The 16,646-nt window shown below is 72.4% G+C and carries 11 protein-coding genes and 1 pseudogene; 9 read left to right on the plus strand and 3 right to left on the minus strand.

Annotated features, from left to right (window positions below):
• Positions 1 to 6: 6 nt before the first annotated feature.
• Positions 7 to 1,371, minus strand: coding sequence for a M20/M25/M40 family metallo-hydrolase (locus tag LR393_RS05340; protein ID WP_231482053.1), 1,365 nt, complete (start codon positions 1,369 to 1,371; stop codon positions 7 to 9).
• Positions 1,372 to 1,612: 241 nt separating this feature from the next.
• Between LR393_RS05340 and LR393_RS05345 the strand changes: the two genes are divergently transcribed.
• From LR393_RS05345 to LR393_RS05365, 5 genes are all read left to right on the plus strand, one after another.
• Positions 1,613 to 4,216 (plus strand): sensor domain-containing diguanylate cyclase, encoded by a 2,604-nt coding sequence (locus LR393_RS05345; protein ID WP_231482054.1) that lies wholly within the window; start codon positions 1,613 to 1,615, stop codon positions 4,214 to 4,216.
• A complete protein-coding gene (locus tag LR393_RS05350; protein WP_231482055.1) occupies positions 4,213 to 6,786 on the plus strand; it encodes a diguanylate cyclase domain-containing protein in 2,574 nt (857 codons plus the stop codon). Before LR393_RS05345 ends, LR393_RS05350 begins: the two co-directional genes overlap by 4 nt.
• Before the next feature lie 88 nt (positions 6,787 to 6,874).
• Complete coding sequence (locus tag LR393_RS05355) at positions 6,875 to 8,713, plus strand: DUF429 domain-containing protein (protein ID WP_231482056.1); 1,839 nt, start codon at positions 6,875 to 6,877, stop codon at positions 8,711 to 8,713.
• Between the two features lie 15 nt (positions 8,714 to 8,728).
• Positions 8,729 to 9,898 carry a 4-hydroxybenzoate 3-monooxygenase gene (locus tag LR393_RS05360; RefSeq protein WP_345718719.1) on the plus strand — a complete coding sequence of 390 codons (1,170 nt, stop codon included), beginning with the start codon at positions 8,729 to 8,731 and terminating at the stop codon, positions 9,896 to 9,898.
• 96 nt (positions 9,899 to 9,994) lie between these two features.
• Complete coding sequence (locus tag LR393_RS05365) at positions 9,995 to 12,253, plus strand: putative bifunctional diguanylate cyclase/phosphodiesterase (protein ID WP_231482058.1); 2,259 nt, start codon at positions 9,995 to 9,997, stop codon at positions 12,251 to 12,253.
• Here LR393_RS05365 and LR393_RS05370 read toward each other — a convergent pair.
• Positions 12,234 to 12,989, minus strand: a complete 756-nt coding sequence (locus tag LR393_RS05370; protein WP_231482059.1) for an IclR family transcriptional regulator — start codon at positions 12,987 to 12,989, stop codon at positions 12,234 to 12,236. The two genes, LR393_RS05365 and LR393_RS05370, sit on opposite strands and share 20 nt — an antisense overlap.
• Positions 12,990 to 13,068: 79 nt before the next feature.
• On the opposite strand from LR393_RS05370, the gene pcaH reads away from it, so the two are divergent.
• The 4 genes and pseudogenes from pcaH to pcaC form a co-directional block, all read left to right on the plus strand.
• Entirely contained in the window at positions 13,069 to 13,848 is a 780-nt protein-coding gene (gene pcaH / locus LR393_RS05375; protein WP_231482060.1) for a protocatechuate 3,4-dioxygenase subunit beta, read from the plus strand.
• On the plus strand, positions 13,845 to 14,372 hold the full coding sequence (gene pcaG / locus LR393_RS05380; protein WP_231482061.1) for a protocatechuate 3,4-dioxygenase subunit alpha: 528 nt from the start codon (positions 13,845 to 13,847) through the stop codon (positions 14,370 to 14,372). Before pcaH ends, pcaG begins: the two co-directional genes overlap by 4 nt.
• Before the next feature lie 46 nt (positions 14,373 to 14,418).
• Positions 14,419 to 15,624 (plus strand): lyase family protein, encoded by a 1,206-nt coding sequence (locus tag LR393_RS05385; protein ID WP_407937292.1) that lies wholly within the window; start codon positions 14,419 to 14,421, stop codon positions 15,622 to 15,624.
• 13 nt (positions 15,625 to 15,637) lie between these two features.
• Positions 15,638 to 16,087, plus strand: a pseudogene (gene pcaC / locus LR393_RS05390) (4-carboxymuconolactone decarboxylase); the annotation flags it as partial.
• Here the strand turns inward: pcaC and LR393_RS05395 are convergent.
• Positions 15,986 to 16,606 (minus strand): LysE/ArgO family amino acid transporter, encoded by a 621-nt coding sequence (locus LR393_RS05395; protein WP_231482064.1) that lies wholly within the window; start codon positions 16,604 to 16,606, stop codon positions 15,986 to 15,988. The pseudogene pcaC and the gene LR393_RS05395 overlap by 102 nt on opposite strands.
• Positions 16,607 to 16,646: the final 40 nt, after the last annotated feature.

The following is a 16,646-nucleotide window of genomic DNA, read 5'->3' on the forward strand; positions in this document are numbered from 1 at the left end:
GAGCGTTCAGGCCAGTTGCAGGAAGCGGTCGAACGTGCGCACGCCGAAGCGCAGCGACTCCAGCGGGACCCTCTCGTCGATGCTGTGGAACATGCCGGCGAAGTCCAGGTCGGCCGGCAGCTTGAGCGGCGCGAAACCGTAGCCCCGGATGCCCAGCCGGCTGAACGCCTTGTTGTCGGTGCCCCCGGACAGGCAGTACGGCAGCACCGCGGCCCCCGGGTCCAGCTCCAGCAGCGACTGGCGCATCGCGTCGACCAGACCGCCCTCGAAGCCCGCCTCCAGGGCCACGTCGCCGTGCAGCACCTCGACCGTGACGCGATCGCCCGCCAGTTCGGTCAGGGTGCGCATCAGCTCGTCGCGCTGGCCCGGCAGGTAACGGCAGTCGATCAGGGCCGACGCCTGGCCGGGGATGACGTTGTGCTTGTACCCGGCGTCCAGCACGGTCGGGTTGGCGGTGTTCTGCACGGTGGCCTCGAGCCAGCGCGCGGTGGTGCCGAACATCTCGCGCAGCTTCTCGACGTCCACCTCCTCGCCCGCCAGCAGCGACACGCCGGTCTGCTCACGCACACCCTCGAAGAAGGCCCGCACGGTCGCCGGGATCACGGTCGGCCAGCGGTACGCGCCGATCCGGGCGACCGCCTCGGCCAGGTGCGTCACCGCGTTGTCGCCGTTCACCTGGGAGCCGTGACCGGCCCGCCCGCGCGCGGTCAGCCGCACCCAGGCGATGCCCTTCTCCGCGCTCTGCAGCAGGTACGTGCGCCGGCCCTGGAGCTCGACCGAGAAACCACCGACCTCGCTGACCGCCTCGTCCACTCCCTCGAACAGACCGGCGTGGTTGTCCACCAGCCAGCTCGAGCCCTTGACCCCGCCGGCCTCCTCGTCGGCCATGAACGCCAGCACGATGTCGCGCGGGGGCTTGCGGCCCTCCCTGCGCATCTGCCGGACCGTGGCCAGGATGATCGCGTCCATGTCCTTCATGTCCACGGCGCCGCGGCCCCACAGGCAGTCGTCCGCGATCTCGCCGGAGAACGGGTCGATCCGCCAGTCCTCCTTCTGCGCGGGCACCACGTCGAGGTGACCGTGCACGAGCAGCGCCGGGCGGCTGGAATCGGTGCCGGGGAACCGCGCGACCACGCTGGTGCGGCCGGGCTCGCTCTCGAACACCTCCGGCTCGATCTGCACGTCGGACAGCAGCCCGGCCACGTACTCGGCGGCCTGGCGCTCGCCGGGGCCGCTGTTGTCGCCGTAGTTGCTCGTGTCCATCCGCAACAGGTCACGGCAGATCGACACGACCTCGTCGCCGGCCGATGGGTACTCCCCGGCGAGCGCCGGGTCGGCTCCGGCGGGCACGGGTGCCGATGGCCTTCTCATGACGTGGACCTCCGCAAGTCGTCTGGTCCGGCCACCGTACACACGAACGGGCACGAGCTCTGATGGAGGACGCGTGAACTGACCCTTTGCGTCCAGGCTCACGGACGTGGTTGCGAGAGTCCCGGGTCAAGTCCGGTGACCGGCGCGCCGATCTTCCTGCCAGGAGCGTGAAGAAGACGCGCGAACAGGGGTGTCAGCAGTGCCGATCTCTGCGGTCCGCCGACCCGACAGGAGGCACGCCGTGACTGCCCCGGGGCGGCTCGCGCGGGCCTGCCTGCTCCTCGTGAGCTGCCTGCTGATCGGGCTCGGGGTGTCCGAGTTCGGGATCCGCCTGCTGCGCGACCCGGCCCTGCACGTGTCGGTCTGGTGGCCGCTCTCCGGTTTCGGGGTGGCTCTGCTGGCCCGGCTGCGGCCCCGGTCCTGGCCGATCGCCCTGCTCGCGCTGGGCGCCGGGCAGTTCGTCACCAATCTCAGCACGTACTACGCGTCCCCGGACCGAGCCCTGCTGGTGCTGAGTGCCGCCCTCGGCGAGACCCTCGTCATCAGTCTGCTGCTGCGCCGGGCCTTTCCCGGCGGGGTACTGCTGGACTCGCCCCTCGCGGCCGCGCGGTTCGCGGGCTGCGCGGTGGGCGGGGTGATGTGCGGGGCGACCGTGTTCGCCCTGGTGCAGAACGCCCCGGACGGGCAGTCGGTCCTCGGCCTGGGGAACGGGTACCTGCGCAGCCACTCCCTGGGGCTGCTCATGGTGTCGCCCCTGTTCCTGGCCTCGGCCGACGCGCACAGTCTGCTGCGGGAGGTCGGGCGGCACCGGCTGAACCTGGAGTGGGCCGCCCAGGCCCTGGTGCTCGGCCTGACCACCGCGGGCGTCTTCCTGACCGACCAGCGGGTCGTGCCCGACTTCGTCTGTGCGGTCCCGCTGATCTGGGGCGGCCTGCGCCTGGGCCCGACCCGGGCGATGGGCTCGCTGCTGATGATGGCGGTGATCACGACCGTCGGCACGTTGCGCGGAGTCGGCCCGGTGGTGCAGGAACCGCCGGCCGCCCAGACGTTCGCGGTCCAGGCCGTACTGGTCTCGGCCACCCTGTGCACGCTGTTCGTGGTGCTCGCCGCCGAGGCCCGGTCCCGGCTGCTGGAGAGGACCCGGACCGATGGCGCCGATCTCGTGGAGGCCGAGCGGATCGCCGGCCTGGGCTCGTCCATCTGGGACCTGCACTCGAACGAGACTCGTTGGAGCGCCGGCATGTTCGTTCAGATGGGACGCGAGCCGGGGAGCGTGGTCCCGACCGCCGACGCGTACCTGGAACTGATCCACCCGGACGACCGGGGCGTGGTGGTGGCCTCCCTGTCCCGGGCCCTGGAGGGTGGCGGGCTCCCGGACATGCAGTTCCGCCTGCTGCGCCCGGACAACACCGAGCGCACGCTGATGGTGCGTAACCGGCTCGAGCGCGACCCCGACGGCCGGCCCGCCCGGATGCGCTCGACGGTGCTCGACGTGACGCAGATGCGGCAGGCCGAGCTGGATCTCCAGCGCGCCCACACCCGGCTGGCCGGCGTACTGGACGCGGTGGAGGACGTGGCGATCGTCGGGTGCGACGCGACCAGTCTGCTGATCACGTTCTTCAGCCGGGGCGCGGAGAGGATGCTGGGGTGGCGGGCGGACGAGGTGGTCGGCATTCACCAGCCCTCGATCTATCACGCCCCCGAGGACCTGGAGCGGGCGCAGGCCGGGGCCGGCGTGGGTGAGCAGCTGCTGGGGCTGGGCGACGAGGTGATCCGGACCGGTCATTCCAGCAGCCGCTGGATCTGTGTGCGCCACGACGGCTCGAGGTTCCCGGCTCAGGGCAGCCTGACCCGGGTCCTGGGACAGGACGGGCAGACGGAGAGCTTCATCGCCGTCATCGTCGACCTGACCCAGGTGCTGCGGGCGCAGGCCGAACTCCAGGAGAGCGAGGACCGGTTCCGGCTGGCCTTCGACTTCGCGCCGATGGCGATGGCCGTGGTGATGCTGGAGGACGGCGACCCGGGCCGGATCGAGCGGGCCAACCCGGCGCTGTGCCGGTTCGCGGCCCTCACCGAGGCGAAGCTGGTGGGACGCCGCCTGGCCGACCTGATGACCCCCGCCCACGCCGCTGCGGCCGCCACCGACCTGCAGAGCCTGCTGCTGGAGGGGGGCGACTCGACCACTGCCGAGCGGGCCTTCCACCGTGCCGACGGCAGCGAGGTGTGGGGGCTGCTGTCCACCTCGGTGGTGCGCCCGGCCGACGGCCCGCCGTACCTGATCACGATGATCGAGGACATCACCGCCCGCATGCAGCTCACCGAGCGGCTGCGGCACGAGGCCTCGCACGACCCGCTCACCGGGCTGCCGAACCGGCAGGTGCTGCGCCGGCGGCTGGAGGACGCGCTGGGTGAGGCTCCCGCGGACGGCCCGGTCGCGGTGCTGTACGTCGACCTCGACGGGTTCAAGGCGGTGAACGACACCCTCGGCCACGGGGCGGGCGACGAACTGCTGGTGCAGGTGGCCGACCGGATCGCCGGCTGCGTGCGCGGCACCGACGTGGTGGCCCGGCTCGGGGGTGACGAGTTCGCCGTGCTCCTGCCCCGGGTCGGCTACCTGGGCACGGCCCGGGCGATCGGCGAGCGCATCGTGCGGACGCTGGCCGAGCCGTTCACGGTCGAGGGCTCGTCCTGCCGGATCGGCGCGAGCATCGGCATCGCGCTGTCCACGCCGCAGGACGCCCGGCGGGCCGGGGACTCGGTGCCGCAGTTGCTGAACGCGGCCGACGAGGCGATGTACGAGGCCAAACGCAGCGGCAAGGGCCGGGTGGAGGTGAGTACACGATGACGGCGGGCCGCGAGGTGCGGCGGCTCGTGGCCTGTTTCGCCCTCTCCCTGGCCCTCACCGAGCTGGGACTGCACCTGCTGCGCGACCAGGACCTGCACACCTCGGTCTGGTGGCCGCTGGCCGGGGCCGGGCTGGCCCTGATGGCCCGGCTGCCGCCGCGCTCCTGGCCGGCCGCGGTGATCGGCATCGCCGTGGGTCAGTTCGCCGGCAATCTGACCTACGGCTACGACATAGCGGCCTGCGTAGGCATGGCCGTCACCACCACCACCGAGCTGCTGGCCGTGACCGTGCTGCTGCGGATCGCCCTGCCCGGTGGTGCGCACCTGAACAGTCCCCGGCTCGCGGCGCGCTTCTCGTTCTGCGTGGTCGTGAGTGTCGCCCTCGGTTCCACGCTCTTCAGCATCTCCCAGACCTTGTCGGGCGGTGGGCAGTTCGCCGGCCTGTGGGGTGGCTACTTCTGCACCCACGCCCTGGGCATGATGCTGCTCTCCCCCGCCTTCCTGGTCTCCACCACCGGCGAGGTGTGGAGCAAGCTGCGAGACGGGCGGACCAACGCGGAGTGGCTGGCCCAGCTCGTCGCGGTGAGTGCGGTCGGTGCGGCGGTGTTCGTGGCGCACCAGCGGCTCATCGCCTCGGTGGTCTGCGCCCTGCCGTTGCTGTGGGGAGGCCTGCGTCTGGGGGCCCTGCGGTCGATGGTGTCGCTCCAGGTACTGGGGCTCCTCGCGACCATCGGCACCCTGCACGGGGGCGGGCCGTTCGGTAACGAGCCGGGTCTGCACCGGACGTACTCCATCCAGATCACCCTGTCCTCCCTGACCCTGCTGCTGCTCTTCGTCGTGGTGGCCGCCCGGTCCAAGAACGACGCCCTGCGGCTCAGCGAGGACCGGGCCTCCGCCCTGGTCAAGGCCGAGGAAATGACCGGCACCGGGTCGGCCGTCCTGGACGTGCAGACCGGTGGGGTGACCTGGACGCTGGGCCTGTACCGGCAGCTCGGCCTCGATCCGGCACAGGTGGCACCGGACACGGGGCTCTACCTCGCCGCCATCCACCCGGACGACCGGGAACGGGCACTGCGTGTGGTGCAGGAGCTGTCCACGGACGGCCGGGCGAGAGAGGGGAGGGAGTACCGGCTGGTGCGCCCGGACGGGTCGCAGCTGCTGGTGGTCGGCCGCAACGAGGCCGAGACCGACAGCTCCGGCCGGGTCGTGCGCCTGCACACCACCGTGCACGACATCACCGGGATCCGGGAGACCGAACTGGCCCGGGACCGGTCGGACAGCGACCTCGCCGCCGTCATGGGGGCACTGACCGAGACCGCGATCCTGGGCATCTCGGCGAGCACCGGGCTGATCACCCGGTTCAACCGCGGCGCCGAGAAGATCCTCGGCCGGGTCGCGCCGGAGGTGGTCGGGAAGATGAGGTCGTCGGCCTTCCTGACTCCCGAGGCCTGGCAGGCCGCCGTGGCCCGGTTCGGTACCGACGACCCGGCCGTCGTCTTCGAGGCCATGTCCCGCCGTCACGAGGGCTCGGCCAGCCACCAGACCGTCTGCGTCCGCGGTGACGGCACCCGGTTCCCCGGGCATTTCAGTCTCACCCCGCACACCGCTCCCGACGGCACCGCCGAGTTCATCGCCGTGCTCACCGACCTGAGCGAGGCACTGCGCACCCGGGCCGAGCTGGAGGAGAGCGAGGACCGGTTCCGCCTGGCCTTCGACGGCGCCCCGCTGGCGATGGTGATCGTCGGCCTGGACCCGGCCGATCCGGGTCTGGTGCTGCAGACCAACCCGGCGTTGTGCGCCTTCACCCGCCAGACCCCGGAGGACCTGCTCGGGACCCACTACATGGACCTGCTGGAGGAGCCGTACGCCTCCGGGGCCGCGGTCAACCTGCAACGGCTGCTGACGGGCGAGATCGACAGTGTGCAGGGCGACCGGAAGTTCCTGCGCCCCGGTGGCGGGGAACTGTGGGGGCACATGTCCACGGCCGCCGTACGTCCCGCCGACGGCCGCCCGCCGTACCTGATCATCATGATCGAGGACATCACCGCCCGCCGGGAACTCACCGAACGGCTGCGGCACGAGGCCTCGCACGACGGGCTGACCGGTCTGCCGAACCGCTCGACGCTGCGCCGGCGGCTCGACCGGGCCCTGTCCGAGCCCGGCCGGGCGGGCGACGTGGCGGTGCTGTACATCGATCTGGACGGGTTCAAGGCGGTGAACGACACCGAGGGTCACGGTGTCGGCGACGAGCTCCTGATGCAGGTGGCAGACCGGATCGCGGCCTGCGTGCGGTCCGGCGACGTGGTGGCGCGGATCGGTGGGGACGAGTTCGCGGTGCTCTGCCCGGGCGTGGCCGACGTGCACACGGCGATCGCGATCGGGCACGGCGTGATCGCCACCCTGGCGGAGCAGTTCGACCTGAACGGGACGTACGCCCGGATCGGGGCCAGCGTGGGGGTGGCGCTGTCGGGCCACGACGACAACGGCCCGGCCCTGCTCGACGCCGCCGACGCGGCGATGTACCAGGCCAAACGCGCAGGCAAGGGACGGGTCCGGGTCAGCCCCCGCTGACCGGAAAGCCGGCCCGGAAAGCTGACCCGGCAGCCGATCGGCCGGGTCGTGTGCGAAGTTCCCCGCGGCATACGGCAGGCTTTCTCCCGTGTACTTCGTCGGACTGGATCTTGCCTGGGGCGAACGCAAGCCCACCGGACTCGCCGTGCTCGACCAGGAGGGCGCGCTGCTGCACGTCAGCGCCGCCCAGAGCGACGAGGACATCCTCGCGGCGCTGGCGCCGTACACGGCCGGTGACTGCGTCGTCGCGATCGACGCCCCGCTGATCGTCCGGAACGAGACCGGCAACCGGCCGGCCGAGGCGGCCCTCAACAAGGACTTCGCCCGGTTCCACGCCGGTGCCCACCCGGTGAACACCACCAAGCCCGAGTTCTCCGGGGTTCCGCGCGGCGCCCGGATCGCCTCGGCGCTGAAGCTGGACATGAACCCGCGCTCGGGCCGGGGCCGGCGGGCGCTCGAGGTCTACCCGCACGCCGCCACCGTCTCGCTCTTCCGGCTCGGCCGGACGCTGAAGTACAAGGCCAAACCGGGCCGTACACGCGACCTTCTGCAGACCGAGCTGCTGCGGCTCATGGGCCTGGTCGCCGGCCTGGCCGGGGCCGAGCCGGCCCTGCACCTGACCCGGCCCGGGTCCCGCTGGCCGGAGCTGACCGAGGCCGCGGGCAACGCCGGGAAGAAGAGCGAGCTACGCGTCGTCGAGGACCAGGTCGACGCCGTGATCTGCGCCTACGTGGCGCTTCTGGCCACCCGCCACCCGCAGATGATGACCACCTACGGCGACGCCGAGAACGGTTACATCGTCACCCCCGCGCTGCCCGAGGGGCTGGAGCCGAGCTCGCCCGACGACCCCGCGCAGGAAGACCCGGTGTCGCTCGTCGTGCGCGAGTACGCCCTGCGCCAGCCCGCCCTGACCGAGGCGGCCGACACCTTCGTCGCCCTGGTCACCTCGATCCTCGACGAGGCCGGCATCAACTACCTGAGCGTCAACGGCCGGGCCAAGACGGTGGCCTCGTTCGCCGGCAAGGCCGGGCGGCGCACCGCGGACGGCGAGCTGGTCTACACCGACCCGCTGCGCGAGATCAACGACCAGATCGGCGTCCGGGTCATCACCTACGTGCAGCACGACGTCGCCACCGTGGCCGACGTGATCCACGACCAGCTGCTGGTCAAACGCGACCGGGACATGGGCGAGGAGACCGCCCGGCAGGGCCGTTTCGGCTACCGCAGCCGGCACATGCTGATCGCCCTGGACGCCGCCCGGGAGGGCCACTCCGACTACGAGGCTCTGCGCGGGCGGGCCGCCTCGCTCCAGGTGCGCACCGTGCTGCAGCACGCCTGGGCCGAGTTCGAGCACGACATCCGTTACAAGGGTTCGATTCCCGCCGAGCAGGCCCCGGAACTGGACCGCCGCTTCACCCTGGCCGCCGGCCTGCTGGAGCTGGCCGACCAGGAGTTCTCGAACATCCGCGACCGGATCGCCGAGAGCCACCCGCTGCCCGGCGGTGAGCCGGCCGCCGACGACGAGACCACCGGCCGCGACATCGCCGACGACGACTCCCGGGTCGGCGCCCGCGAACTGGCGGCCTTCCTGGCCGGGCAGTACCCGGAGGCCGGCTGGTCACGCACCGAGCACTACACCTGGATCACCGGCCTGCTGTCCGAGCTGGCGATCACCTCGCTGCCGGAACTCACCGAGGTGCTGCTGCCGGTCAACGAGCTCGACCTGAACACGCGGATGGCCTACAAGTACCCGCCGGGCGCCGTGCGCCGGCTCGACGACGCCCTGCTCGCGGCGTTCGGGGAGAAGTACGCGGCCCTGCCCGGCAACGCCGACCGGCGTCCCCTGCTGCGCTCCCGGCTGGAGAAACTCCAGCCGACCGCGCTTTCGCCCAGTGAAACGCCGGACGCGCCCGCCGACGAGATCTGAGGTGCACTGATGGCCATGCGCACTCGGGTCGCCATCGTCGGCGCCGGCCCTGCCGGATTGCTCCTGTCCCATCTCCTCGAGGCCGAGGGGGTGGAGTCGGTGGTGCTGGAGACCCGCACCCAGGAGTACGTCGAGGCCCGCATCCGGGCCGGCATCCTCGAGCAGTCCACGGTCGACCTGCTGGTACAGAACGGGCTGGGCGACCGGCTGCTCGCCGAGGGCGACCCGCACCGGGGCATCCACCTGCAGTGGCCGCAGGAACGCCACCACCTCGACTTCGTCGACCTGATCGGGCGCACGGTCACCGTGTACGGGCAGACCGAGGTGCAGAAAGACCTCGGCCAGGCCCGGGAGGCAGCCGGGCAGCCGATCCTCTACGGGATCGGCGACACCGGCGTCCACGACGTGGAGTCCGACCACCCGTACGTGACTTTCACGGACGCCGACGGGAAGCGCCGGCGGCTCGACGCGGACGTCGTGGTCGGCTGCGACGGCTCGTTCGGACCCAGCCGGGGCGCGGTGCCGCCGGCCGCGCGCCAGACCTGGGAACGCACCTATCCCTACGCCTGGCTGGGGGTACTGGCCGCCGTGGCACCCTCCACCGACGAGCTGATCTACGCCCGGCACCCGGACGGCTTCGCCCTGCACTCGATGCGCTCGGCCGACGTCAGCCGCTTCTACCTGCAGGTGCCGGCCGGCACCGACATCGCCGCCTGGCCGGACGACCGGATCTGGGAGGCGCTGTCCACCCGCCTGAACCTGGACGGCTGGGAGCTCGCCACCGGCGCGATCACCGAGAAGTCGGTGCTGCCCATGCGCAGTTTCGTGCAGCAGCCGATGCGGCACGGGCGGCTCTTCCTGGCCGGCGACGCCGCTCACATCGTGCCGCCCACGGGCGCGAAAGGGCTCAACCTGGCGGTGGCCGACGTGGCCCTGCTCGCCCCCGCCCTGGCCGGCCTGCTCGTGCGCGGCGACCACCGGGCCGCGGACGCCTACTCGGACACGGCCCTGCGCCGGGTCTGGCGCTGCACCCACTTCTCCTGGTGGATGACGACCATGCTGCACACCGGGGACGACCCGTTCGACGCCCAGCTCCAGCTGTCGCAGCTGCGGTGGGTGGCGGGCAGCGAGGCCGCGGCCCGGGGCCTGGCGGAGAACTACGCGGGGATGCCGATCGGTCTCTGACCGTCCCGGGTGACGCACGGTCACGACCGGGGGCCGGAGGTATGACACCCGGGAAGCCTCCTTCACCCCACGCCCGGCCGGGTCGATCGCTGGCCCATGCGCCTCGACGCCGGCCGGCGGTACCTCGTCGTCGCCGCTCTCCTCCTCAGCGGCTACTGGCTGGTACCAGCCGGCTCGGCCCGGAGCGTGGCCCAGGTCGCCGTGAGTCTGAGCAGCACGGCGGCCGTGCTGCTCGCCGCCCGGCGGGACCGCCCCCGGCGCCTGGCCTGGCCGGCGTTCTCCCTCGGCTCCGGCCTGGGCGCGGTCGCCGACGGATACGTCGCCTGGCACGCCGCGACTGGTGATCCGCTTCCCTATCCCAGCTGGGCCGACGCCGGCTGGCTGACCGGCAACGTCGCCGCCGCGCTCGGCCTCCTGCTGCTGCAGCGCGGTCGCCGGGTGGACGCGACCGGTCTCCTGGACACGGCCGTGGTCACCGGGGCCGGGGGGCTGGTGCTGTGGGTGGCCCTCTACCAGCCGCTGTCCGGCAGCCTGGATCTCGCCGAGACCGTCGGCCTGCTCTACCCGGCCACGACGATCGGGATGCTGGCCGCCGCCATCTGGCTGGTCACCAGCGTGCCCGCACCGGTGGAGGGCTGGGCCACGACCGCGCTGACCGGGGGTGTGCTCGCCGGGCTGCTGGGGAACGTGACCTACGGCGTGAGCCAGGGCACCCTGAACCCGCAGGACCGCTGGTTCGAGACCATCTACCTGGTGATGTACATCGGCTGGGGCTACGGGGCGCTGCGCTCGGCCAGCGTTCCGGCCCGGGTCAGTGCCCTGCCGACCTGGGAGGTGTCCCCGGTCCGCCTGGTCGCCATGTACGCGGCCCTGCTGGTCGTGCCGGGTGTGCTGATGGTCGACTACTTCAACCAGCTGAACCTCAATCACCTGCCGATCGCCGTCGTCTCCTCCGTGCTCTCCCTGCTCGTGCCCGCCCGGCTCTGGCTGTCGATGGGGCAGCTGCGGGCGTCCACGCAGCAACGCGACGCCTACCGCGAGGACCTGCAGCACCAGGCCGCCCACGATTCACTGACCGATCTGCCCAACCGCGCCTACATCCGGGAACTGCTCACCTCGCTCATGCACCGGGCCGCGCGGGCCGGTGACGAGGTCGCGGTGCTCATGGTCGACCTGGACTTCTTCAAGAAGGTCAACGAGCAGCTCGGCCAGCCCGCGGGCGACGAGGTCCTGCGCACGGTGTCCGAGCGGATGAGAAGTGTTCTGCGCAAGGGCGATCTGCTGGGCCGGCAGGGCGGTGACGAGTTCGTCGTGCTGATCGACCCGGTGCCGTCCCCGGCCGAGCTGGTGGCCGTCGCCGAGCGCCTGGTGGCCGCGGTCAGCACCCCGATCATGACCCGGGCCGGACGGGCCTCGGTAGGCGCCAGTGTCGGCATCGCCCTGGCCCGCGACGGTGAGACGGACGCCGAGAAGCTGCTGCAGAACGCCGATCTGGCCGCCTACGGGGCCAAGGGCAAGGGCCGGGGCCGGGTGGAGATGTTCGACACCACCCTGCGCGAGGAGCTCGAGGCCCGGGCCCGCCTGGAGGCCGGTATCCGCGCCGGGCTGGCCTCGGGCGAGTTCGAGCTGCACTACCAGCCGGTGATGAGCGTGGCCACGGGCACACTGCGCTCCTACGAGGCCCTGATCCGCTGGCGGCACCCCGAGCGGGGCCTGGTGCCGCCCGACGAGTTCATCCCGGTCGCCGAGGAGAGCCTGCTGATCTGCGAGATCGGCCGCTGGGTACTGAATCACGCCACGCAGCAGCTGATGGTCTGGAGCCGGCAGGACCCGGACGGCCACGGCGACGTCACGATGGCCGTCAACATCTCGGCCCGGCACCTGGCCTCCCGCACGCTGGTCGGCGAGGTGCGCCACGCCCTGCAGGCGAGCGGCCTGGAGGCGCGGCGGCTGGTGGTCGAGATCACCGAGACCGTGCTGCTCGACGAGCCCACCGCCGACGCCCACGTGCGGGACCTGCGGGCACTGGGGGTGGCGGTCAGCCTGGACGACTTCGGCACCGGTTACACCAGCATCGGCCAGTTGCAGAAGCTCCAGGTCGACACCCTCAAGATCGACCGGAGTTTCCTGCGCCCGGACGATCCCGGCACCCAGGCGCTGGTCCAGCTCATGGTCACCGCCGCGCACGCCTTCGGCCTCGACGTGGTCGCCGAGGGGGTCGAGACCCAGGAACAGCTCGACCGGCTCGCCGTCATCGGGTGCGAGCTGGCCCAGGGCTACTACCTGGGCCGGCCGAAACCGGCCCGGGACATCCCCGTCGGCACCACCCCGGGTCTCAGCGCAGCGAGCGGCTGATCCCCTCCGCCGCCACCCGCAACGCGGCCACCAGACGGGGCCGGTCCCGTTTCAGCGAGGGCACCACGAGGCCCAGCGCCGCGACCACCTCGCCCCGGCTCCCGCGCACCGGTACGGCGACCGAGCAGCCGCCCAGGCTCATCTCCTCCACCGTCTGCGCGTACCCCTCGCGCCGGACCCGCTCCAGCTGCGCCGTGAGCCGCCCGGGCTGGGTGATCGTGTAGGGCGTGATCCGGGTCAGCCGCTCCAGGGCACCCCGGCGCACCCCGGCCGGAGCGTGCGCGAGCAGCACCTTGCCCACCCCGGTCGAGTGCAGCGGCAGCCGGGAACCGACCTCGCTCACCACCGGCACCGACTGGTGGCCCGCGAGCCGGTCGACGTAGAGCACCTCGATCCCGTCGCGCACGGCCAGGTGCACGGTGGCCAGGGTGGCGGCGTAGATGTCGTGCAGGAAGGGCGAGGCCACCTGCCGCAGCCCGGTCTGCACCGGGGCCAGCAGCCCGAGGTCCCAGACCCGGCGGCCGACCACGTAGCGGGCGGAGTCGGGCAGACGCTCCAGCGCACCCCACCGCACCAGCTCGGCCACCAGCCGATGGGCGGTCGGCACGGGCAGCCCGGCCCGGTGGGCCATCTCGGTCAGGGTGAGCCGCCGGTGCCGGTCGTCGAAGGCGCCGAGCAGGGCCAGGGCCCGGGCGGTGACGCTCTCCCCCGCCGTCGCACCCCGCGAGCCGACCATCGGCACTCCTCCCCGGAACTTCCGCTGGACGGAAGTCTCACCTGTTCCGCACCGGAAGTAAACGCCTACCGTCACCAGCATGCCGACGCCGTCATCGGACGCCCCGACCACCACGCAGCGCCAGATCAGCGACGAGATCACCGCCTTCGGGAATGCCCGGCGGGGAACCGATCTCGCGCAGCCCGCCCTGGACTACACCCCCTACCGCAGCAGCATCCTGCGGCACCCGACCCAGGATCCGCACCCCGCCGACCCGGAGGGCGCCGAGCTGTGGGCACCGTGCTTCGGGCATCAGGACGTGGACCCGCTGGAGGCCGACCTGACGATCCAGCACTCCGGTGAGCCGATCGGCGAGCGCATGGTGGTGACCGGCCGGGTCACCGACGGCGACGGGCGCCCGGTCCCGCACCAGCTCGTCGAGATCTGGCAGGCCAACGCCTCGGGCCGGTACATCCACCAGCGCGACCAGCACCCGGCGCCGATCGACCCGAACTTCACCGGGGTGGGTCGCTGCCTGACCGACGCCGAGGGCACCTACCGGTTCACCACGATCCGGCCCGGCCCTTACCCGTGGCGCAACCACCGCAACGCATGGCGCCCGGCCCACATCCACTTCTCGCTGTTCGGAACGGATTTCACCCAGCGCCGGATCACCCAGATGTACTTCCCGGGTGATCCGCTGTTCGCCTACGACCCGATCTACCAGTCGATCACCGACCCGGCCGACGGGGCACTGCTGGTCGCCCACTACGACCACGACGTGACCACCCCCGGGTGGAGCACCGGCTACCGCTGGGACATCGTGCTCACCGGCACCCACCGCACCCGGTTCGAGCCGGACGAGGAGGGCGAGGCATGACCCACCGCGCCACACCGGGCCAGACCGTCGGCCCCTTCTTCGGTTACGCGCTCCCCTACCCCGGCGACAACCATCTGGTGCCGCCCGGTTCCCCCGGGGCGGTCCGCCTGCACGGCGCGGTGCGGGACGGTGAGGGGAACCCGGTGCCGGACGCGCTGATCGAGATCTGGCAGCCCGGTCCCGACGGTGCGGTGGTGCGCTCGGCCGGGTCGCTGCGCCGCGACGGTTTCACCTTCACCGGCTGGGGCCGCGCGAGCACCGACGCCGCCGGCCACTACTCCCTCAGCACGCTGCGGCCCGGCGGCGAGGTCCCGTTCTTCGCGGTCACCGTGTTCGCCCGCGGGCTGCTCGACCGCCTGTTCACCCGCGCCTACCTGCCCGGCGCCGACCTCGGGGCCTTTCCCGCGGACCGCCGCGACACCCTGCGCGCGAGGGAGGAATCCACCGGCTACCGCTTCGACATCCGCCTCCAGGGCGAGGGCGAGACCGTGTTCCTGCGATTCCCGGGACATCGGGCAGACTGACCCCGTGACGATCTTCTGGCCCGGCGACGAGCGCGCGGGCGCGCTGATGTCCCCCGCCGCACTGCTCACCGCCATGCTCCGGGTCGAGCAGGTCTGGCTCGACGGTCTGGTCACCGCCGGGATCGCGCCGGCCCGGGCCGCGGGTCGCCTGACGGTCAAAATGGCGGACGCGGACGGGCTCGCCTCCGCGGTCGCGGCGGGCACCGAGGCCGGGGGCAATCCGGTCATCCCGCTGACCCGGTGGCTGCGCTCGACGCTGGACGGTGACGCTGCCCTGTGGGTACACCGCGGCCTGACCAGCCAGGACGTCATGGACACGGCCCTGGCCATCTGCCTGCGCGACGTGCTGGAGCGGGTGCGCGACGAGCTGGACGCCCAGATCCACGCGCTGGCGGCCCTGGCCGGGCAGCACCGCAACACCGCGATGGCCGGGCGCACCCTAACCCAGCACGCGGTGCCGACCTCGTTCGGGCTGAAGGTCGCGCAGTGGCTCACCGCGCTGCTCGACGCCCGCGACGCTCTCGACCGCCTGCCGGCCCTGAAGGTGCAGCTCGGCGGGGCCGCGGGCACGCTCAGCGCCGTCCTGGAGCTGGCCCGCGGCAGCGGTGCGGCCGATCCCGGCCGCACGGTGCGCGAGCTGCTCGAGGGCACGGCCTGCGGACTGGGCCTGGCCTGGGCGCCGCCGTGGCACACCGCGCGGGGCCCGGTCACGGCCGTCGGCGACGTGCTGGTCGGCGCGTGCGACGCCTGGGGCCGGATCGCCCGCGACGTGATCGTGCTGGGGCGCCCGGAGATCGGTGAGCTGGCCGAGCCGAGCGTCATCGGGCGCGGGGGCTCCTCGACGATGGCCCAGAAACAGAACCCGGTGCTGTCGGTGCTGATCCGCCGCACCGCACTGAGCGCCCCGCAGTGGGGAGCCACGCTGCACCTGGCCGCGGCCGAGGCCGTCGACGAGCGGCCCGACGGTTCCTGGCACACCGAATGGCCCGCCCTGCAGTCCCTGTCCCGGGCCACCGCCTCGGCCGCCGGGCAGGCCAGCGAACTGCTGACCGGCCTGCGGGTGGACCCGCACCGGATGCTCGCGAACCTCGAGGCCGCGGGCCCGGCGATCCTGGCCGAGCAGACCAGCATGCGCGAGCTGTCCGGGAACACCCCCGGCAGCGATCCCCGCGACTACCTGGGCCTGACCGGGTTACTGGTGGACGACGTCCTCCATCGGGCCCTCACCTCCGGAGGCCACCATGGATCGTGACCAGAGCGTGGGCGAGCGCATCGACGCCGGTACGGCCGTGCGCCGCGAGGTGCTCGGCGACGCCCACGTCGACCGCGCCACCGCGGCCGTCACCGACCTGACCGCCGAGTTCCAGCAGTTCATCACCGATTACGCGTGGGGCGGCATCTGGACCCGGCCCGGCCTGGACCGGCGCAGCCGCTCGATGATCACGCTCACCGCGCTGATCGCCCGGGGCCACCACGAGGAACTGGCCCTGCACGTGCGGGCCGCACGGCGCAACGGCCTCACGGTGGGCGAGATCAAGGAGGTCATCCTCCAGAACGCCATCTACTGCGGCGTTCCCGACGCGAACACGGCCTTCCGCATCGCCCAGCAGGTGCTAGACGCCGACCGCGATCCGCAGGCCCAGGGTCAGCATCACGACGGCGATGACACCGTCGAGCACCCGCCAGGCGACCGGCCGGGAGAACACCGGCCGTAGCAGCCGGGCCCCGAAACCCAGAGCGGTGAACCAGATCATGCTGGCGGCAACGGCTCCGGCCACCCACCACCAGCGTCCCTGCGACTGGCCGTTGGCGATCGATCCGAGCATGACCACGGTGTCCAGGTAGACGTGTGGGTTGAGCCAGGTCAGGGCCAGCATCGTCAGGACCGCCCGGCGGGCGCCCGCCCCCGGGGCCACCTCCCGGGCCTCCAGTGCCCCTCCGTCCGGCCAGATCACCCGGCGGGCGGCCATCAGCGCGTAGGTGATGAGGAAGGCCGCGCCCACCACCCGGATCACCGTCAGGGCCATCGGTGCGCTCTGCACCAGGGCACCCACCCCGAGCACCCCGGCCAGGATCAGCACCGCGTCCGAGGCCGCGCAGACCACCACGGCCGGCAGCACGACCCGCGTCGTCCCGGCGATCCCGAGGCGCAGCAGGTAGGCGTTCTGGGAGCCGATGGCGACGATCAGGCTCAGTCCGGTCATCAGGCCGAAGACGGCGGGCATCAGGTGCATGCCGATGACGCTACGAGCGGGCCCGTCTGTAGTACAGCTC

It is taken from the genome of Kineosporia mesophila, assembly GCF_021129235.1.
In the GTDB taxonomy this organism is placed as follows: domain Bacteria; phylum Actinomycetota; class Actinomycetes; order Actinomycetales; family Kineosporiaceae; genus Kineosporia; species Kineosporia mesophila.

Excerpts from the sequence above, each read along its gene's own strand:
- LR393_RS05340 (WP_231482053.1), bottom strand. The coding sequence starts at position 1,371 with ATGAGAAGGCCATCGGCACCCGTGCCCGCCGGAGCCGACCCGGCGCTC.
- pcaH (WP_231482060.1), top strand. The coding sequence starts at position 13,069 with ATGCCGACGCCGTCATCGGACGCCCCGACCACCACGCAGCGCCAGATC.
- LR393_RS05385 (WP_407937292.1), top strand. The coding sequence starts at position 14,419 with ATGTCCCCCGCCGCACTGCTCACCGCCATGCTCCGGGTCGAGCAGGTC.
- LR393_RS05350 (WP_231482055.1), top strand. The coding sequence starts at position 4,213 with ATGACGGCGGGCCGCGAGGTGCGGCGGCTCGTGGCCTGTTTCGCCCTC.
- pcaG (WP_231482061.1), top strand. The coding sequence starts at position 13,845 with ATGACCCACCGCGCCACACCGGGCCAGACCGTCGGCCCCTTCTTCGGT.
- LR393_RS05360 (WP_345718719.1), top strand. The coding sequence starts at position 8,729 with ATGCGCACTCGGGTCGCCATCGTCGGCGCCGGCCCTGCCGGATTGCTC.
- LR393_RS05395 (WP_231482064.1), bottom strand. The coding sequence starts at position 16,606 with ATGCACCTGATGCCCGCCGTCTTCGGCCTGATGACCGGACTGAGCCTG.
- LR393_RS05370 (WP_231482059.1), bottom strand. The coding sequence starts at position 12,989 with ATGGTCGGCTCGCGGGGTGCGACGGCGGGGGAGAGCGTCACCGCCCGG.
- LR393_RS05365 (WP_231482058.1), top strand. The coding sequence starts at position 9,995 with ATGCGCCTCGACGCCGGCCGGCGGTACCTCGTCGTCGCCGCTCTCCTC.